The organism is Pseudomonas sp. NY5710, from assembly GCF_013305665.1.
Lineage (GTDB): Bacteria > Pseudomonadota > Gammaproteobacteria > Pseudomonadales > Pseudomonadaceae > Aquipseudomonas > Aquipseudomonas juntendi.
In genome coordinates, this window is the sequence record NZ_CP045554.1 from 1885766 (window position 1) to 1905176 (window position 19411).

Consider the following 19411-nt stretch of genomic DNA (forward strand, 5'->3'; position numbering starts at 1 on the left):
GCGTGAAAATTCTGCGAGCTGGCCACTTGATTTCTCGCCGGTTCCCGACAACTATCTAGAAAGACCCCTCCAAGTGCAGCCCTGGTGGACGCCTGTTGCTGGCGCAGTATGGTCAGGGAGCGTGCCCTTTATCTCTACCCTTGCCCGGGCCACAACATGATCAACAAGTCGCTGCGCATCCTGATCGCCGACGAGCACCCGTACCAGCGCCTGCAGTTGGAACGGTTGCTCAATGGCCTGGGCTATTACCGGATCGCCCCGGTGGAGAGCTTCGAAGAACTGCAGCGCCTGGTGCAGAGTGCGTTGCAGCCGTTCAACCTGCTGCTGGGCAATATCGAACTCGCCAGCCACGCCGGCGTCGACCTGGCGCGTTTCTGTGGGGTCAGCACGCAGATCCAGCATGCCCTGCTGTACCACACCCCGCACCTCAAGGTCCCCAGCGTGCCGCCGAGCGAACGCCAGGCGGTCAACGTGAGCCTGCCCCAGGTGCCGGACAACGAAGCCTTGCAGACCTTCATGGCGCTCATCGACAGCCCGCTGCTGATCGGCACCCTGGCACTGCCGCCGGGCCTGTCGGGCAACACTGCACATACCCGCAGGCACCGCAATTTCGGCCAAACGGTGTTCAGCCGTTAGGGGCGGCCGGCGGGTATTTGCTATCCTCTTGCGCTTTGCCGATCTTGCGGACCCTGCCATGACTGCCATCGATACCGCTCGCCCGCCCCGGTTCAGCCGCGGCGATCACCGGACCCTGGGCCTGGCGGCGCTGGGCGGCGCGCTGGAAATCTACGATTTCATCATTTTCGTATTCTTCGCGCTGACCCTCAGCCAACTGTTCTTTCCGCCGGAAATGCCGGAGTGGCTGCGCCTGCTGCAAAGCTTCGGGATTTTCGTCACCGGTTACCTGGCGCGGCCGCTGGGCGGCATCGTCATGGCTCACTTCGCCGACCACCTGGGCCGCAAGCGGGTGTTCAGCCTGAGCATTCTGATGATGGCGCTGCCGTGCCTGCTGATCGGGGTAATGCCGACCTATGCCGAGATTGGTTACGCCGCGCCGCTGATCTTGCTGGCGTTGCGCATATTGCAGGGGGCTGCGGTCGGCGGCGAGGTACCCAGTGCCTGGACATTCGTTGCAGAACACGCACCGCCGGGGCGGCGGGGGTATGCCCTGGGCTTCCTGCAGGCCGGGTTGACCTTTGGCTATTTGCTGGGGGCACTGACCGCGACACTGTTGGCCCAGGCTTTCAGCGCCGAGGAAATTCTCGACTACGCCTGGCGTTACCCGTTCCTGCTCGGGGGTGTGTTTGGCGTGATCGGTGTGTGGTTGCGCCGTTGGCTGAGTGAAACGCCGGTGTTTCTGGCCTTGCGCGAGCGCAAGGAACAGCCGGTGAAGTTCCCGCTGCGCCATGTGCTGGGCGCGCATCGTGGGGCGTTGATTCCGGCTGCGCTGCTGACCTGCGTGCTGACCTCGGCGGTAGTGGTGCTGGTGGTGATTACGCCGACGGTCATGCAGCAGCGCTTCGGCATGTCTGCCGCGCACACGTTCGCGCTGAGCAGCGTAGGCATCGTCTTTCTCAACATTGGTTGTGTGCTTGCCGGCCTGCTGGTCGACCGCTTGGGCGCCTGGCGGGCGTTGATGATCTACAGCGCGCTGCTGCCGCTGGGTATCGCTGCGTTGTATGCGAGCCTGGTGGGGCAGTGGGGCATGACGTGGCTGGCTTATGCGTTGGCCGGGCTCTGCTGTGGGGTAGTGGGTGTGGTGCCGTCGGTCATGGTCGGGCTGTTTCCGGCACAGATCCGGGTATCGGGTATTTCCTTCACCTACAACGTGGCCTACGCCTTGTGGGCCAGCACTACGCCGCTGGCGTTGATAGCCTTGATGCCGTGGAGCCCATGGGTGTGCGTTGGCTTCTGTCTGGTCATGGGCGCGGTGGGGCTGCTCACTGCCCGCTACTTTGGCCGCCGTGAAACTTCCGCGTTCGCGGCGGAGCCGATGCCGATCATGTGCGTCGACAAATGAACGAAAAAAGCCCCCGGGCCGCGAGGCCAGGGGGCTTTTTCTTGCTGCAAGGGCGGGCTTACATGTTCGGGTAGTTCGGCCCGCCAGCGCCTTCAGGGGTGACCCAGGTGATGTTCTGGGCCGGGTCCTTGATGTCGCAGGTCTTGCAGTGCACGCAGTTCTGCGCGTTGATCTGGAAGCGCTTGTTGCCGTCCTCCTGGGTGACCACTTCGTAAACGCCGGCCGGGCAGTAACGCTGGGCGGGCTCGTCGTACAGCGGCAGGTTGCTGGCGATCGGGATGCTCGGGTCGGTCAACTTCAGGTGGCAGGGTTGTTCCTCTTCATGGTTGGTGCTGGAGAGGAATACCGAGCTGAGCTTGTCGAAGCTGAGCTTGCCGTCCGGTTTCGGGTAGTCGATTTTCTGCGAGTCGGCCGCCAGCTTCAGGCAGGCGTAGTCCGGCTTGGTGTCGTGCAGGGTAAACGGCAGCTTGCCGCCGAACCAGTTCTGGTCGACATAGTTGAACGCCGCGCCCAGCAGCGGGCCGAACTTGTGCATGGCCGGGCCGAAGTTGCGGCTGGCGAACAGTTCTTCGTACAGCCAGCTGGCCTTGAACGCGCTGACATAGCTGTTCAATTCATCGCCGCCTTCGCTGCCGGCGATCAATGCGTCGGCCACCGCTTCGGCGGCCAGCATGCCAGACTTCATCGCGGTATGGCTGCCCTTGATCTTGGCCACGTTCATTGTGCCCAGGTCGCAACCGATCAGCGCGCCCCCATTGAAGACCATTTTCGGCAGCGAGTTGATGCCGCCCTTGGCCAAGGCGCGGGCGCCGTAGCTGATGCGCTTGCCGCCTTCGAGGTACTGGCTGATCACCGGGTGGTGCTTCAGGCGCTGGAATTCGTCGAAGGGCGACAAGTACGGGTTGGCATAGGACAGGTCGACGATCAGGCCGACCACCACCTGGTTGTTTTCCAGGTGGTAAAGGAACGAGCCACCGGTGTTGTCCTTGGCCATCACATCCAGCGGCCAGCCAGCGGTATGTACCACCAGGCCTTGCTCGTGTTTGGCCGGGTCGATTTCCCAGATTTCCTTCAGGCCGATGCCGTAGTGCTGCACGTCGGCTTCGCTGTCGAGCTTGAAGCGCTTGATCAGCTGCTTGCCGATATGGCCACGGCAGCCTTCGGCGAACAGGGTGTACTTGGCGCGCAGTTCCATGCCGGGGGTATACAGGCCGTCCTTTGGCTTGCCTTCGCGGTCGACACCCAGGTCGCCGGTGACAATGCCGCGGACCACGCCGTTTTCATCGAACAGGGCTTCCTGCGCGGCGAAGCCTGGGTAGATTTCCACGCCCAGGTTCTCGGCCTGCTGGGCCAGCCAGCGGCACAGGTTGCCCAGCGAAATGATGTAGTTGCCCTGGTTGTGCATGGTCTTGGGCACGAACAGGTCGGGCACTTTGGTCGAGCTGCCGGCGTCTTTGAGCACGTAGATATCGTCGCGCTTCACTTCGGTGTTCAGTGGCGCGCCCAGTGCCTTCCAGTCGGGGAACAGCTCGTTCAGCGCGCGGGGCTCGAACACCGCACCGGAGAGGATGTGAGCACCGACTTCGGAGCCTTTTTCCACCACGCAGACGCTGATTTCGCTACCGGTTTCGGCGGCCTTCTGCTTCAGGCGGCAGGCGGCGGACAGGCCCGCCGGGCCGGCGCCGACGATGACCACGTCGAATTCCATGTATTCGCGTTCCACAGGTTCTCTCCTACTCATCAAGGCTCGTGCTGTTGCTGGATCTTATGGGTGCATGCGCGCAGTGGCTCGTCACGGGAGCGAAACTGTAGCTGCGCAACTGACGGACTACACCGTTTTGTCTTGGCCGCGCATTATATCTACACCACTTGGCGGGTCCAATACAAACGTTTGTTTGAATTTGCCGCAGGCCAGTAAAATCACAGGAGTGCGGCTGGAGGGTGACCGATTTGCCGTATTGACCGGATTGGGTGTTACGGTCAAGATACGAGCGGTTTTACGTTCGCCGTAGGCTTGCAGCCGGGCGCAGGTACACCTCTAAAGACCAGGTGTGGAGCAGGGTTTTGCGGGCTTAGGCCGGTTTGTAGTGGAGTTTACACGCCACGACAGGAAATGACCCGTGAGTATTTGTCGCAATGGTCCGAACAAGACTGTTCGGTCACTGTGAAGATGCCGCTTCCCGGTACGTTTTTAGAGGTGCCCTTGTACCCACGCGCATCGCAGGGCTTTGCCCCAGGCGACTATCTATTCACCGGAGAGTAACGAGGAATCCATGAAGGTTCTTGTAGCTGTCAAACGAGTGGTCGACTACAACGTCAAGGTTCGCGTCAAAGCGGACAACTCCGGCGTCGACCTTGCTAACGTCAAGATGTCCATGAACCCCTTCTGCGAAATCGCCGTGGAAGAAGCCGTACGCCTGAAAGAGAAGGGCGTTGCCAGCGAGATCGTGGTCGTTTCGGTCGGCCCGACCACTGCCCAGGAACAACTGCGCACCGCCCTGGCCCTGGGCGCCGACCGCGCTATCCTGGTCGAAGCCGCCGATGAACTGAACTCCCTGGCCGTGGCCAAGGCGCTCAAGGCCGTTGTCGACAAGGAGCAGCCACAGCTGATCATCCTCGGCAAACAAGCCATCGACAGCGACAACAACCAGACCGGCCAGATGCTGGCTGCGCTGACCGGCTACGCCCAGGGCACCTTCGCCTCCAAGGTGGAAGTGGCCGGCGACAAGCTGAATGTCACCCGTGAAATCGACGGTGGCCTGCAGACGGTTGCACTGAACCTGCCTGCGATCGTCACCACCGACCTGCGCCTGAACGAGCCACGCTACGCGTCGCTGCCGAACATCATGAAGGCCAAGAAAAAGCCGCTGGAAACCCTTGCGCCAGACGCGCTGGGCGTTTCCCTCGCCTCCACCAACAAAACCGTGAAAGTTGAAGCCCCGGCTGCCCGCAGCGCGGGTATCAAGGTCAAGTCGGTGGCCGAACTGGTCGAGAAGCTGAAGAACGAAGCGAAGGTAATCTAAATGACTATCCTGGTTGTCGCTGAATACGAAAACGGTGCCGTAGCCCCGGCCACCCTGAACACCGTTGCCGCTGCTGCCAAGATCGGTGGCGATGTGCATGTACTGGTCGCTGGCCAGAACATTGGCGGCGTTGCCGAATCCGCTGCCAAGATCGCTGGCGTGGCCAAGGTCCTGGTTGCCGATAACGCAGCTTATGCCCACGTGCTGCCTGAGAACGTGGCGCCGCTGATCGTCGAGCTGGCCAAGGGTTACAGCCACGTGCTGGCCCCGGCCACCACCAATGGCAAAAACGTCCTGCCGCGGGTTGCTGCGCTGCTGGATGTCGACCAGATCTCCGAGATCATCTCGGTCGAGTCCGCCGACACCTTCAAGCGCCCGATCTACGCCGGTAACGCCATTGCCACCGTGCAATCGAGCGCGGCCATCAAGGTGATCACCGTGCGTACCACCGGCTTTGACGCCGTGGCCGCCGAAGGCGGTTCGGCTGCCATCGAGGCGGTCGGTGCCGCGCACGATGCCGGTATCTCGGCGTTCGTTGGCGAAGAGTTGGCCAAGTCCGACCGCCCAGAGTTGACTGCCGCCAAAATCGTCGTTTCCGGCGGCCGTGGCATGGGTAACGGTGACAACTTCAGCCACCTGTACAGCCTGGCCGACAAGCTCGGTGCTGCTGTGGGTGCCTCGCGCGCCGCCGTCGACGCCGGCTTCGTGCCCAACGACATGCAGGTCGGCCAGACCGGCAAGATCGTCGCGCCGCAGCTGTACATCGCCGTGGGCATTTCCGGTGCGATCCAGCACCTGGCCGGCATGAAGGATTCCAAGGTGATCGTTGCGATCAACAAGGACGAAGAGGCGCCGATCTTCCAGGTGGCTGACTACGGGCTGGTCGCGGACCTGTTTGAAGCGGTGCCAGAGCTGGAAAAGCTGGTCTGATCCGCCTGCTTCACTTATAAAGAACCCGGCCCCGTTACAGGGGCCGGGTTTTTTTATGGCCGGTTACGAGTCAATCGCGATACAAGGAGTGAGCAATGGTGCTGCGTAAAGCAGGCAGGGTGCTGGCATGCATGGCGGTCTTGGTTGCGCCACCGGCCATGGCGGCAGGCAAGTGCGAACGCCTGGTAGCAACCGGCAGCCCTGATGCGCCGCCCTATTCGTGGCAGGACCCGAAAGACCCGCAGCACCTGATCGGTGCCAACGTCGACCTGCTGCGTCAGGTGGCTGGCGAGTTGGGGGTGAAGGTGGAGGTGCTCAATGCTGGCCGTCGCGAACAGGCGCTGCAAGAGGTTCGCAGCGGCCGCATGGACCTGCTGCTCGACACGCCGATGCAGGTGGAGCAACTGACTGCGCTGGACTATATCCACCCCCCGTTGCAGCTGAACGAGTACCTGGTGTGGACGCGGCACGATGCGCAACTGACCTTCGATGGCCCGGCCGACCTGGCGCGCTACCAGGGTAGTTTGTCCGAGCGTGCGCGCCTGACGCCGGCCTTTACTGCGTTCGCCAAGGCGCAGCTCAAGCTGGTGCCCGCGCAGAACCTTACTCAAGCGTTCCAGAAACTGGTGCTCGGCCAGGTGGACTACGTGTTGGCCGGCCGTTACGCCGGTATGGCCATGGCCCAGAGCCTGGGCATGAGCAATGACCTGATTGCGCGGGGTTTGCCGGTCGACCGCCCAGGCTTGTACCTGGCCCTGTCGCACAATTCCGCGTGCAATGACAGTTGGTTGCGTGGGCAATTGGCAAAAAAACTGACAGAATTGCCGATCTCCGGTGCATCCGAAGCGGTACTGCAACGTAATGTCGAGCGCTGGAAGGCGCAGCTGCAGGTGCCGGCGGAGGCCCCCAAACACTAGGAAGATTGCGTGAGAACCCAACCACTGATCCTTGCCCTGGCCGTGCTCGGCCTGGCGGGCTGCGCCAATGACCCGGCCCCTAACGAGCAGATGCGTATTTCCGAACAGGCGCTGGAGCAGGCCAGGGCCGTCGGTGCAACCGACCAGGTCGAATCGTTGAAACTGGCCGAAGACAAGCTGGCGCGGGCCAAGACCAACATGCTGACCGAAGACTACCGCGATGCGCGCATGCGCGCCGAGCAGGCGGAACTGGACGCGCGTTTTGCCGAGGCCCAGGTGCTGAACCAAAAGAGTGAAGAGCAGTTGCAGTTGTTGCAGTCGCGGGTGCAGCGCCTGCGCAAACAGCTGGAGGTGCAGCCATGAACCGTCAAGTGCCATTGGCCGCACTGGCAGTGCTGGCCCTGGCTGCTGGCCTGCAGGGTTGCGCCAGCCAGCGCAGCAGCGCGGCGCTGGATGAAGCCAGCGCGGCCTTCCAGAAGGTCAAGGACGATTCCGACGTGCTGCGCAGCGCGCCGCGTGACGTGATTCGTGCGGGCGAGTCGCTGGCGCGCGCCGAGCGCTTGTCCAGCTACATCGGCACCGGCTCCGATGTGCGCCATTACGCTTACCTCAGCCAGCGCTACAGCGAAATTGCCGGTGAGCATGCCAAGCTGGCGCTGAACCAGGAGCGCCAGGCCAAGCTCGACCTGGAGCGCCAGCGTTTGCAGCTGGCTTTGCGCGAGGCCAAGCTGGCCAGTGTGCAGCAGCAAGGCAAATGGGTCGAGGCGCAAATCGCCGCGCTGGCCTCGGAGCAAGCCGACCGTGGCCTGGTGATGACCTTGGGTGACGTGCTGTTCGACACCGGCAGTGCCAACCTGAAAAACACCGCCAGCCGCACCGTGCTCAAGCTGGTGCAGTTCCTGCAGCTCAACCCACACCGGGTGGTACGCATCGAGGGCTATACCGACAGCACGGGTACGCCTGAAGAAAACCTCAAGCTGTCGCGCGACCGGGCTCAGTCCGTTGCCGACATGCTGGTGGACCTTGGTGTCGACGAAAAGCGCCTGCAGGTCGAAGGCTACGGCGACCAGTACCCGATCGAGGCCAATGCCTCGGAGCGGGGCAGGGCGCAAAACCGCCGGGTCGAGATTGTATTTTCCGATGACAAGGGCAGGCTCGCGCCGGCGCGTTGAGCGTGAGTGTTCGGCTTGGTGCGGTCGGCGCCGATCAGATCGCGCGCCGCCCGCGCGGCGCTGGATCTCACAGGCGCTGAAGAGGAAGTGGCGAGCCCACCATCTGTCCCGGTACACTTCTTAACTGTTACGGTATCCTCTACTGTCAGTGAGTCGCACAAGAACAACGAGCCCGTCCGCGCGTCGAGATCCCGCCATGACCAACCTGCTGCTGTACCAGCGTATCGCCCAGCAACTGGCCGATGACATTCGTCGCGGCGTCTACCAGCCAGGCGAGCGGGTACCCTCCGTACGCAAGATGAGCGCCCAGCTCAACGTCAGCCATGCCACCGTGCTGCAGGCCTACGCAAACCTCGAAGACCAAGGCCTGATCCGTGCGCGGCCGCAGTCCGGCTACTATGTGCACCAGACCCCGGCCCTGACCGCCCCGACCCCGGATATCGCCAGGGTCGAACGCCCAGGCCTGGTCACACGTGCCAGCATCATCCAGCAGGTATTGACCGAGGCCCGCCGCGACGGTGTGTTCCCCTTCGGTGCTGCGGTGCCGCATGTGGATTATCTGCCTGTGCGCGCACTGCACCAGCAAATCGCCAAAGTGACACGCTTTCACAGCCCGCGCGCCTTCAGCTATATGTTCAGCCCAGGGTTCGAGCCGCTGCGCCGGCAAATTGCCATTCGCATGCGCGATGCCGGTGTGATCGTCGACCCGCGTGAGGTGATCGTGACCCACGGCTGTGTCGATGCCCTGCAGATGTCGTTACGCGTGCTGACTCGCCCCGGGGACCTGATCGCCGCCGAGTCGCCGACCTATTACGGTTTGCTGCAGCTGGCGGACCTGCTGGGTTTGAAAGTGATCGAGATCCCCAGCGACCCGTCCACGGGGATCAGCCTCGAAGCCTTGCAACTGGCGGCAAACCAGTGGTCGATCAAGGCCTTGGTGCTGACTGCGCGGCTGAGCAACCCGCTGGGCGGTACGGTGCCGGAAGAGCGGCAAAAGCAACTGCTGCGCCTGGCTTCGGACTTCGACATCCAGATCGTCGAGGACGACATCTATGGCGAATTGATGTTCGAGCAGGGCAAGAGCAAGGCACTGAAAGCCTTCGATCGGCTGGACCGGGTGATCTACTGTTCGAGCTTCTCCAAAACCTTGTCTCCCGGGGTGAGGGTTGGCTGGATGATCGCTGGGCGTTACCAGGACGAGATACAGCGCCTGCAAACTTTCACCACCCATTCAGCCTGCAGCGTGACCCAGATGGGTGTGGCAGCGTACTTGGAAAATGGCGGCTACGACCGGCAGCTGCGCTATATCCGCCAGGAGTACCGCAAGAACCTCAGTGCCTACCAGCTGGCGGTGCAGCAGCACTTCCCCGAAGGTACCCAAATGACCCGGCCTACCGGGGGGTTCATCCTCTGGGTGAGCCTGCCTGGGCGGGTGAATACGCAAGAGCTGCATGTGCGTGCGTTGGAGCAGGGCATCAGTATTGCTCCGGGGTTGATATTCAGTAACACGGAACAGTTCAACCACTGCATCCGCCTCAACTGCGGTATTCCGTGGAACAAGGAGGCAGAGCGCGCGGTCATGACCTTGGGCTTGCTGGCACAGCAGCTGTGCCGCGAGCCTGCGCTCACACTTTTGTGAGGCTTGCCAGCAGCCCGCGGAACAGGGAGCATACGAGCCTTTACAGCGGGTCTGTCCATTTGCCATGAATGCCTTACGTCGTTTTGTTCTGATTCTGTGCCTTGCGGCCCCGTGCTGCGCCGCCGCGGGCCTGGCCTTCGCTGCGCAGCCGGCGCAGGCCCAGCAGGCACAGACAAAAAACGCCGCCAAGCCTGCGCAGAAGCCGGTAGTCCGCAAAGCCCCTGCCAAGAAAGCAAAACCGCCAAGCAAGGCAGTTGCCAAGCCTTTGCCCAAAGCAAAGTTGGACTTGAGCCTGCCCACCGACCTGGTCGACAACCTTGAGCCAGACGTAGGGACACCTTCGCCGATCCAGCGCCGCAAACCGCTGCTGCCCCCTATGTTCCGGGACAAGTCGGAAGCCGACGACAGCCCGTTCCAGCTCAATGGCCGCTTGATCAACAACGAGATGCAGCTGCAACTGCGCAATGACAGTCGCCGTGAAGTGGAAGGTGCGGCCATCGACTTCGAGTACCGGCAGTAAGTGGCAAACTGACTGCCGGGTCATGCCATTTTTCATCGTGCCAGCAATTTCAAACACCTGTTTGAGCGGGTACTATCCAGGGGCGTTCGTCCCGTTACTTGTTTCAGGGAGTCCTGAGTTGGGTGAATCGCCATGAACTGCCGTGAGGGCTGCGGTGCCTGCTGCATCGCCCCGTCCATTACCTCTGCCATGCCGCGCATGCCCAATGGCAAGCCGGCTGGCGAGCGCTGCCTGCACCTGACGGCGGCCAACCTCTGCGACCTGTTCGGCAAGCCTGAGCGGCCAGCAGTGTGTGGCGGGTTCAAGGCAGATGTCGAGGTGTGTGGCAGTGACCGTGACGAGGCTATCAGGATTCTTGGCTGGTGGGAGCAGATGACGGCGGCGTGAAAGGCTGGATCTTCGACAACAAGGATAAACATGATGAGATCGTTAAAGCGTATTGCACTGCTGTGTGGCGTGGGTGTTCTGCTTGCGCCGGCGGCCTGGGCCGAAAACTGGCAAGTGGCCAAGGACGAGGAGGGCATCAAGGTGTCCCTCAGCGAAGTCGCTGGCTCCAAGTACAAGGCCTATCGCGGGGTGACCGTGATCAAGGCGCCGCTGGCCAAGGTCGAGGCGCTGCAGGAAGACGCGGCTGGGGCATGTGCATGGATCCACGAATGCAAATCGCAGAAGCTGCTCAAGCATCAAGGTAACCAGAGCTGGACCTACACCCAGTTCAATACGCCATGGCCGGTGACGCCGCGCGATTCGGTGCTGCATATCATCACTGTCAAGGAGGCTGATGGCAGCGTCACCCGCAACCTGAAAGAAGAGCCGACCTACCTGCCGGAAGAGAAGGGCTTCGTGCGGGTTGCTAAAGTCGAAGGGTTCTGGAAGCTGGTGCCCAAGGGCAACACGACCGAAGTGACCTACCAGGTGCATACCGAGCCGGGTGGCAGCGTGCCGGCGATGGTGGCGAACAAGTTTGTGGTGGATTCGCCGTTCAATACCCTGAAAGGGTTGCGTGAGCGGGCCGAGAAAAACTGAGGTTTTGTGCTGGCTGTGTCGGCCTCTTCGCGGGCCTGCCGCTCCCACAAGTACTGCACAGATCCCGAGGCCTGTGTTGTACCTGTGGGAGCGGGCAAGCCCGCGAAGAGGCCGGCACAGGACAAATAAAAAAGGCTGCCCTATGGCTGCCATTGAGCTGGCATCAGCCCAAGGGCAGCCTTTTGCTATCGGCTGATAAAGCTTACTTGCGGTCCTTCAGCGCAACGAGGTCGCGCTTCTGCTCGCCGGTGTACAGCTGGCGCGGACGGCCGATCTTGTACGGGCTGGAGAGCATTTCTTTCCAGTGCGAGATCCAGCCCACGGTACGTGCCAGGGCGAAGATCACGGTGAACATGCTGGTTGGAATGCCGATCGCCTTGAGGATGATCCCCGAGTAGAAGTCGACGTTCGGGTACAGCGAGCGCTCGATGAAGTATGGATCGGTCAGTGCGATCTCTTCCAGGCGCATGGCCAGTTCCAGCTGCGGGTCGTTCTTGATGCCCAGCTCGCGCAGTACTTCATCGCAGGTCTGTTTCATCACGGTGGCGCGCGGGTCACGGTTTTTGTACACGCGGTGACCGAAGCCCATCAGCTTGAACGGGTCGTTCTTGTCCTTGGCCTTGGCGATGAAGGTGTCGATGTTCGAGACATCGCCGATTTCATCGAGCATGGTCAGTACGGCTTCGTTGGCACCGCCGTGCGCCGGGCCCCACAGGGCAGCGATGCCTGCGGCGATACAGGCGAACGGGTTGGCACCGGACGAGCCGGCCAGGCGTACGGTGGAGGTGGAGGCGTTCTGCTCATGGTCGGCATGGAGGATGAAGATCCGGTCCATTGCCTTGGCCAGTACCGGGCTGATCGGTTTGATCTCGCACGGGGTGTTGAACATCATGTGCAGGAAGTTTTCCGCGTACGACAGGTCGTTGCGCGGGTACATCATCGGCTGGCCCATGGAGTACTTGTAAACCATCGCCGCCAGGGTCGGCATCTTCGCGACCAGGCGCACCGCGGAGATTTCGCGGTGTTGCGGGTTATTGATGTCCAGGGAGTCGTGGTAGAACGCCGACAGGGCGCCGACCACACCGCACATGACCGCCATCGGGTGGGCGTCGCGGCGGAAACCGTTGAAGAACGACTTCAGCTGCTCGTGAACCATGGTGTGGTTTTTCACGGTGCTGACGAACTGCGCCTTCTGCTCGGCATTCGGCAGTTCGCCGTTGAGCAGCAGGTAGCAGGTTTCGAGGTAGTCGGATTGCTCGGCGAGCTGTTCGATCGGGTAGCCGCGGTGCAGCAGGATCCCTTTGTCGCCGTCAATGTAGGTGATCTTCGACTCGCACGAGGCGGTCGCCATGAAACCTGGGTCGAAGGTGAAGTGACCAGTGGCCCCTAACCCGCGGACGTCGATTACATCAGGACCAACGGTGCCGGTTAAAATGGGCAGCTCGACGGGGGCAGCGCCCTCGATGACCAACTGCGCTTTTTTGTCAGCCATGTGGCCTCCTATTAATGCTTGAAATCATCAGACAGACCCCCCACGCAGGGCCCGCACCACTATAGAGGGATAAATTCAGATGTCAATTTGCCTAAAGGCTTGTTGAATCAGGCATTCAAGCCTGATTTTTCCCGAAATTCTCGCCCATTTACGCCTTTTGTTCATTAAAGGCAATGCGCTATTTGGGCTACCCCGTCACGTTGTCATAAGCAGCCTAACTGTCTATACTCGGCACCCGACCGCCAAGGGCTTGCAAGCCCGAACTGCTGGGGGTCGCCGTTCCCTGGGTGGTGGGTACCTGACCAGTACACTTACCAACAACTTTGCCCTGATTCGCTAGGGGCTCTTCAGTGTGAAAAAAGCCGTGAAAAGCCAACGACCTGTAAACCTAGACCTAAGGACCATCAAGCTCCCTGTCACTGCGTACACGTCCATCCTGCACCGTATCTCCGGCGTCATCCTGTTCATCGGCCTTGCCATCATGCTTTATGCATTGGGCAAATCGCTGGGTTCCGAGGAAGGCTTCGGCGAGGTGAAGGCGTGTCTGACCAGCCCGCTGGCCAAGTTCGTGACCTGGGGGCTGTTGTCTGCCCTGCTTTATCACCTCGTGGCAGGTGTTCGTCACCTGATCATGGACATGGGCATCGGCGAGACGCTGGAAGGCGGCAAGCTGGGCTCGAAAATCGTGATCGTCATCTCCGTGGTGCTGATCGTTCTGGTGGGAGTTTGGGTATGGTAACCAATGTCACGAACCTGTCGCGTTCGGGCCTCTATGACTGGATGGCGCAGCGCGTATCTGCGGTCGTTCTCGCGGCTTATTTCATCTTCCTGATCGGCTACGTGGTCGCCCACCCAGGCATCGACTACACCCAGTGGCATGGTCTGTTCTCCAACAACGCGATGCGAATCTTCAGCTTGCTGGCCCTCGTTGCCCTCGGCGCTCACGCCTGGGTCGGCATGTGGACCATTGCTACCGACTACCTGACGCCTATGTCGTTCGGCAAGTCGGCAACTGCGATTCGTTTCCTGTTCCAGGCGGTATGCGGCGTTGCGATGTTCGCTTACTTCGTCTGGGGTGTGCAGATTCTCTGGGGTATCTGATCCATGGCTAGCATTCCAACCATTTCTTTCGACGCCATCATCATCGGTGGCGGCGGCGCCGGCATGCGCGCAGCGCTGCAACTGGCCCAGGGCGGCCACAAGACGGCCGTAGTCACCAAGGTCTTCCCAACCCGTTCGCACACTGTATCGGCCCAGGGTGGCATCACCTGTGCCATCGCTTCGGCCGACCCGAACGACGACTGGCGCTGGCACATGTACGATACCGTCAAGGGTTCCGACTACATCGGTGACCAGGACGCTATCGAATACATGTGTCAGGAAGGGCCGGCTGCCGTGTTCGAGCTGGACCACATGGGCCTGCCGTTCTCGCGTACCGAAACCGGCCGTATCTACCAGCGCCCGTTCGGTGGCCAGTCCAAGGACTTCGGTAAAGGTGGCCAGGCCGCCCGTACCTGCGCGGCGTCCGACCGTACCGGTCATGCGCTGCTGCATACCCTGTACCAGGGTAACCTCAAGGCCGGCACCACCTTCCTCAACGAGTACTACGCCGTTGACCTGGTGAAAAACAAGGAAGGCGCTTTCGTTGGTGTGATCGCGATCTGCATCGAAACCGGCGAAACCATGTACATCAAGTCCAAGGCTACCGTGTTGGCCACTGGCGGTGCCGGTCGTATCTACGCCTCCACCACCAACGCCCTGATCAACACCGGTGACGGTATCGGCATGGCCCTGCGTGCAGGCGTTCCGGTGCAGGACATCGAAATGTGGCAGTTCCACCCGACCGGCATCGCCGGCGCCGGTGTACTGGTCACCGAAGGTTGCCGTGGTGAGGGTGGCTACCTGATCAACGCCCACGGCGAGCGCTTCATGGAGCGTTACGCGCCGAACGCCAAAGACCTGGCCGGCCGCGACGTGGTCGCCCGTTCCATGGTCAAGGAAATCATCGCCGGCAACGGCGTGGGCCCGAACAAGGACCACGTATTGCTGAAGCTGGACCACCTGGGTGAAGAAGTGCTGCACAGCCGCCTGCCAGGTATCTGCGAGCTGTCCAAGACCTTCGCCCACGTCGACCCGGTTGTCGCACCGGTGCCGGTGGTTCCAACCTGCCACTACATGATGGGTGGTGTTGCCACCAACATTCATGGCCAGGCCATCACCATGGACGAAGAAGGCAAGGATCACATCATCCCTGGCCTGTTCGCCGTAGGTGAAGTTGCGTGCGTATCGGTACACGGTGCCAACCGCCTGGGCGGCAACTCGCTGCTCGACCTGGTGGTATTCGGCCGTGCTGCCGGCCTGCACCTGGAGAAGGCGCTGAGCGACGGCATCGAGCACCTCGACGCCAGCGACACCGATATCGACGTTGCCCTGAGCCGCCTGAATAAGCTCAACGAGCGTACTTCCGGTGAAGACGTAGCCAGCCTGAAGCGCGAGCTGCAGAGCTGCATGCAGAACTACTTCGGTGTGTTCCGTACCGGCGAATACATGCAGAAGGGTATCGAGCAACTGGCTGGCCTGCGTGAGCGCATCGCCAACGTCAAGATCAACGACAAGTCCCAGGCCTTCAACACCGCGCGTATCGAAGCGCTGGAGCTGCAGAACCTGCTGGAAGTCGCCGAAGCTACCGCCATCGCGGCCGAAGCCCGTAAAGAGTCCCGTGGCGCTCACGCCCGTGAAGACTTCGAAGACCGTGACGACGAAAACTGGCTGTGCCACACCCTGTACTACCCGGGTGAGAAGCGCGTTGCCAAGCGTGGCGTCAACTTTGCGCCGAAGACTGTTCCGGCCTTCGAACCTAAAGTCCGGACTTACTAAGGGTGACTGCTATGTTGAAAGTCGAAGTTTATCGTTACAACCCGGATACCGATTCGGCGCCAAAAATGGAGTCGTTCGACGTCGATACCGGCGGCAAGGACCTGATGGTGCTGGACGTACTGGCCCTGATCAAGGAAAAGGACGAAGGTTTCTCGTACCGTCGTTCCTGCCGTGAAGGCGTGTGCGGTTCCGACGGCATGAACATGAACGGCAAGAACGGCCTGGCCTGCATCACCCCGCTGTCGGCGGTGGTCAAGGGCAACAAGCTGGTTCTGCGCCCTCTGCCAGGCCTGCCGGTCATTCGTGACCTGGTGGTCGACATGAGCATCTTCTACAAGCAGTACGAGAAGGTGAAGCCGTTCCTGCAGAACGACACGCCGGCCCCGGCCATCGAGCGCCTGCAGTCGCCGGAAGACCGCGAAAAGCTGGACGGCCTGTACGAGTGCATCCTGTGCGCTTGCTGCTCGACTTCCTGCCCGTCGTTCTGGTGGAACCCGGACAAGTTCCTGGGCCCGGCCGCGCTGCTGCAGGCCTACCGCTTCCTGGCCGACAGCCGCGACACCAAGACTCAGGAGCGCCTGGCGTCCCTGGATGACCCGTTCAGCGTATTCCGCTGCCGCGGGATCATGAACTGCGTGAACGTTTGCCCGAAAGGTCTCAACCCGACCAAGGCAATCGGCCACGTACGTAACATGCTGCTGCAAAGCGGCACCTGATACACAGTGTTGTACCTGCAGTAAGCCAAGGTGCGGGCGGTGAGCCCGCACTGAGGTAAAACCCGAGCAAGGGCCCAAAAAGCCTGCGCTCATTACCTATGAAGATATGAGACCAGCAGGGGCTTTCCGGGCTGGTACCCGGAAAATCAGCAGGATCCAGGTGGCGTGGTTCAGTCGCTGTTTTCGGACTTTTCCAGGTTTGCTTCGGCTCTCGCCGATCAGTCCCCTAATCGAGGGTGACCAAGCATGCAAGAAAGCGTGATGCAGCGCATGTGGGATAGCGCCCACCTTTCAGGTGGTAACGCTGCATATGTGGAAGAGCTCTACGAGCTCTACCTGCACGACCCTAACGCTGTGCCAGAAGAGTGGCGCACTTACTTCCAGAAGTTGCCAGCCGACGGCAGCACCGCTACTGATGTATCGCACTCGACAATCCGCGACCATTTCGTACTGCTGGCAAAGAACCAGCGCCGCGCCCAACCGGTATCTGCCGGGAGCGTGAGCAGTGAACACGAGAAGAAGCAGGTTGAAGTTCTGCGACTGATCCAGGCCTATCGTATGCGCGGCCATCAGGCTGCCAAGCTCGACCCGTTGGGGTTGTGGCAGCGCCCTGCGCCCGTAGACCTGTCGATCAATCACTACGGCTTGACCAATGCCGATCTTGATACGACCTTCCGTGCCGGCGACCTGTTCATCGGCAAAGAGGAGGCGAGCCTACGCGACATCTTCGATGCACTCCAGAAGACATATTGTCGCACCATTGGCGCCGAGTTCACCCACATCGTCGATTCCGAGCAGCGCAGCTGGTTCCAGCAGCGCCTGGAAAGCGTGCGCGGCCGTCCGGAGTTCTCCGCTGACGTGCAGGCCCACCTGCTCGAGCGCGTCACCGCCGGTGAAGGCCTGGAAAAATACCTGGGCACCAAGTACCCAGGCACCAAGCGCTTCGGCCTGGAAGGTGGTGAGAGCCTGATCCCGATGCTGGACGAAATGATCCAGCGTTCCGGCTCCTACGGCACCAAGGAAGTGGTCATCGGTATGGCCCACCGTGGTCGTCTGAACGTGCTGGTGAACACCTTCGGCAAGAACCCGCGCGAGCTGTTCGATGAGTTCGAAGGCAAGAAAATGAACGAGCTGGGCTCCGGTGACGTGAAATATCACCAGGGCTTCTCCTCGAACGTGATGACCTCCGGTGGCGAAGTGCACCTGGCCATGGCGTTCAACCCGTCCCACCTGGAAATCGTTTCGCCGGTGGTCGAGGGTTCGGTGCGCGCCCGTCAGGACCGCCGCAACGACACCGTTGGCGACAAGGTGCTGCCGATCTCGATCCACGGCGACGCTGCATTCGCCGGCCAGGGTGTGGTCATGGAAACCTTCCAGATGTCGCAGACCCGCGGTTTCAAGACCGGCGGCACCGTGCACATCGTGATCAACAACCAGGTTGGTTTCACCATCAGCAACCCGCTTGACGCGCGCTCCACCGAGTACGCCACTGACGTGGCCAAGATGATCCAGGCGCCGATCCTGCACGTGAACGGCGATGACCCGGAAGCAGTGCTGTTCGTCACCCAGCTGGCCATTGACTACCGCATGCAGTTCAAGCGTGACGTGGTCATCGACCTGGTCTGCTACCGCCGTCGCGGCCACAACGAGGCCGACGAGCCGAGCGGCACCCAGCCGCTGATGTACCAGCAGATCACCAAGCAGCGTACCACCCGCGAGCTGTACGCCGAGTCGCTGATCCAGGCTGGCCGTATCGATGCCGAGCGTGCCCAGGCGAAGATCGACGAGTACCGCAACGCGCTGGACAACGGCCTGCACGTGGTGAAAAGCCTGGTCAAGGAGCCGAACCGCGAGCTGTTCGTCGACTGGCGCCCCTACCTGGGCCATGCCTGGACTGCGCGTCACGACACCCGCTTCGACCTCAAGACCTTGCAGGACCTGTCGGCCAAGCTGCTGGAAATCCCGGAAGGCTTCGTCGTCCAGCGCCAGGTGGCGAAGATCTACGAAGACCGCCAGAAGATGCAGGCCGGTGGCTTGCCGATCAACTGGGGCTATGCAGAGACCATGGCTTACGCCACCCTGCAGTTCGAAGGTCACCCGATCCGCATGACCGGCCAGGACATCGGCCGTGGCACCTTCTCGCACCGCCATGCAGTGCTGCATAACCAGAAGGATGCCAGCACCTACGTACCGCTGAAGAACCTGTTCCCGGGCCAGCCGATGTTCGAGCTGTACGACTCCTTCCTGTCGGAAGAAGCCGTGCTGGCCTTCGAATATGGCTACTCGACCACCACGCCGAACGCGCTGGTGATCTGGGAAGCCCAGTTCGGCGACTTCGCCAACGGTGCGCAAGTGGTCATCGACCAATTCATCACCAGCGGCGAGCACAAGTGGGGTCGCCTGTGTGGCCTGACCATGCTGCTGCCGCACGGCTATGAAGGGCAGGGCCCGGAGCACTCCTCCGCGCGCCTGGAGCGTTACCTGCAGCTGTGTGCCGAGCACAACATCCAGGTCTGCGTGCCAACCACGCCGGCGCAGATCTACCACCTGCTGCGTCGTCAGGTCATTCGCCCGCTGCGCAAGCCGCTGATCGTGCTGACACCGAAGTCGCTGCTGCGTCACAAACTGGCCGTTTCGACCCTGGAAGACCTGGCCGAAGGCTCGTTCCAGACCGTGATCCCGGAAATCGACAACCTCGATCCGGCCAAGGTCGAGCGCTTGGTCCTGTGCGGCGGCAAGGTCTACTACGACCTGCTGGAGAAACGCCGTGCCGAGGGCCGCGAAGACATCGCCATCGTGCGTATCGAGCAGCTGTACCCGTTCCCGGAGGACGACCTGGTCGAAATCCTGGCGCCGTACACCAACCTCCAGCATGCCGTGTGGTGTCAGGAAGAGCCGATGAACCAGGGTGCCTGGTACAGCAGCCAGCACCACATGCGCCGTATCCTGGGCCGCCACAACAAGGCACTGGTCCTGGAATACGCCGGCCGCGACGCTTCCGCCGCGCCAGCTTGTGGTTACGCTTCGAAGCACGCCGAACAGCAGGAAAAACTGCTGCAAGACGCCTTCACTGTCTAAC

The 19411-nt window shown here is 61.4% G+C and carries 18 protein-coding genes; 16 read left to right on the forward strand and 2 right to left on the reverse strand.

The genetic code is table 11. The features are described 5' to 3' along the window. The first annotated feature begins 156 nt into the window (after positions 1–156). Positions 157–636: a response regulator gene (locus GEV39_RS08415; protein WP_029886525.1), complete on the forward strand. Its 480-nt coding sequence runs from the start codon at positions 157–159 to the stop codon at positions 634–636. 58 nt (positions 637–694) lie between these two features. After that, entirely contained in the window at positions 695–2020 is a 1326-nt protein-coding gene (locus GEV39_RS08420; RefSeq protein ID WP_173888246.1) for an MFS transporter, read from the forward strand. A 58-nt stretch (positions 2021–2078) separates the two neighbouring features. On the opposite strand, the gene GEV39_RS08425 is transcribed toward GEV39_RS08420, so the two are convergent. Then, positions 2079–3761: an electron transfer flavoprotein-ubiquinone oxidoreductase gene (locus GEV39_RS08425; protein ID WP_173888248.1), complete on the reverse strand. Its 1683-nt coding sequence runs from the start codon at positions 3759–3761 to the stop codon at positions 2079–2081. 532 nt (positions 3762–4293) lie between these two features. Between GEV39_RS08425 and GEV39_RS08430 the strand changes: the two genes are divergently transcribed. The 9 genes from GEV39_RS08430 (at position 4294) to GEV39_RS08470 (ending at position 11247) form a co-directional block, all read left to right on the forward strand. Next, positions 4294–5043, forward strand: a complete 750-nt coding sequence (locus GEV39_RS08430) for an electron transfer flavoprotein subunit beta/FixA family protein (protein ID WP_029886526.1) — start codon at positions 4294–4296, stop codon at positions 5041–5043. Next, positions 5044–5973, forward strand: a complete 930-nt coding sequence (locus tag GEV39_RS08435) for an electron transfer flavoprotein subunit alpha/FixB family protein (protein ID WP_054904872.1) — start codon at positions 5044–5046, stop codon at positions 5971–5973. A 95-nt stretch (positions 5974–6068) separates the two neighbouring features. Continuing rightward, the gene (locus GEV39_RS08440) at positions 6069–6890 is read left to right on the forward strand and encodes a substrate-binding periplasmic protein (protein ID WP_173888250.1); all 822 of its coding nucleotides are present in this window, start codon (positions 6069–6071) and stop codon (positions 6888–6890) included. Positions 6891–6899: 9 nt separating this feature from the next. Then, a complete protein-coding gene (locus GEV39_RS08445; protein WP_173888252.1) occupies positions 6900–7253 on the forward strand; it encodes a DUF4398 domain-containing protein in 354 nt (117 codons plus the stop codon). Further along, the gene (locus GEV39_RS08450) at positions 7250–8062 is read left to right on the forward strand and encodes an OmpA family protein (RefSeq protein ID WP_173888254.1); all 813 of its coding nucleotides are present in this window, start codon (positions 7250–7252) and stop codon (positions 8060–8062) included. Before GEV39_RS08445 ends, GEV39_RS08450 begins: the two co-directional genes overlap by 4 nt. A 196-nt stretch (positions 8063–8258) precedes the next feature. After that, positions 8259–9701, forward strand: a complete 1443-nt coding sequence (locus GEV39_RS08455; protein ID WP_173888256.1) for an aminotransferase-like domain-containing protein — start codon at positions 8259–8261, stop codon at positions 9699–9701. Between the two features lie 64 nt (positions 9702–9765). Continuing rightward, the gene (locus tag GEV39_RS08460; RefSeq protein ID WP_173888258.1) at positions 9766–10221 is read left to right on the forward strand and encodes a hypothetical protein; all 456 of its coding nucleotides are present in this window, start codon (positions 9766–9768) and stop codon (positions 10219–10221) included. Positions 10222–10353: 132 nt separating this feature from the next. Next, positions 10354–10608 carry a YkgJ family cysteine cluster protein gene (locus GEV39_RS08465; RefSeq protein WP_009684718.1) on the forward strand — a complete coding sequence of 85 codons (255 nt, stop codon included), beginning with the start codon at positions 10354–10356 and terminating at the stop codon, positions 10606–10608. A 33-nt stretch (positions 10609–10641) separates the two neighbouring features. Continuing rightward, the gene (locus GEV39_RS08470) at positions 10642–11247 is read left to right on the forward strand and encodes an START domain-containing protein (RefSeq protein ID WP_173891671.1); all 606 of its coding nucleotides are present in this window, start codon (positions 10642–10644) and stop codon (positions 11245–11247) included. Positions 11248–11449: 202 nt separating this feature from the next. On the opposite strand, the gene gltA is transcribed toward GEV39_RS08470, so the two are convergent. Beyond that, entirely contained in the window at positions 11450–12739 is a 1290-nt protein-coding gene (gene gltA, locus GEV39_RS08475) for a citrate synthase (RefSeq protein WP_173888260.1), read from the reverse strand. Positions 12740–13091: 352 nt separating this feature from the next. Between gltA and sdhC the strand changes: the two genes are divergently transcribed. The 5 genes from sdhC (at position 13092) to GEV39_RS08500 (ending at position 19410) form a co-directional block, all read left to right on the forward strand. Beyond that, positions 13092–13478 (forward strand): succinate dehydrogenase, cytochrome b556 subunit, encoded by a 387-nt coding sequence (sdhC, locus tag GEV39_RS08480; protein ID WP_008091902.1) that lies wholly within the window; start codon positions 13092–13094, stop codon positions 13476–13478. Continuing rightward, positions 13472–13840 carry a succinate dehydrogenase, hydrophobic membrane anchor protein gene (gene sdhD, locus GEV39_RS08485; protein WP_008091903.1) on the forward strand — a complete coding sequence of 123 codons (369 nt, stop codon included), beginning with the start codon at positions 13472–13474 and terminating at the stop codon, positions 13838–13840. The genes sdhC and sdhD overlap by 7 nt, the downstream gene beginning before the upstream one ends. Before the next feature lie 3 nt (positions 13841–13843). Beyond that, positions 13844–15616 (forward strand): succinate dehydrogenase flavoprotein subunit, encoded by a 1773-nt coding sequence (gene sdhA, locus GEV39_RS08490; protein WP_173888262.1) that lies wholly within the window; start codon positions 13844–13846, stop codon positions 15614–15616. 11 nt (positions 15617–15627) lie between these two features. Further along, positions 15628–16332, forward strand: a complete 705-nt coding sequence (locus GEV39_RS08495) for a succinate dehydrogenase iron-sulfur subunit (RefSeq protein WP_009684708.1) — start codon at positions 15628–15630, stop codon at positions 16330–16332. Positions 16333–16578: 246 nt separating this feature from the next. Then, positions 16579–19410 (forward strand): 2-oxoglutarate dehydrogenase E1 component, encoded by a 2832-nt coding sequence (locus GEV39_RS08500; protein ID WP_173888263.1) that lies wholly within the window; start codon positions 16579–16581, stop codon positions 19408–19410. The last annotated feature ends 1 nt before the right edge of the window (position 19411 follow it).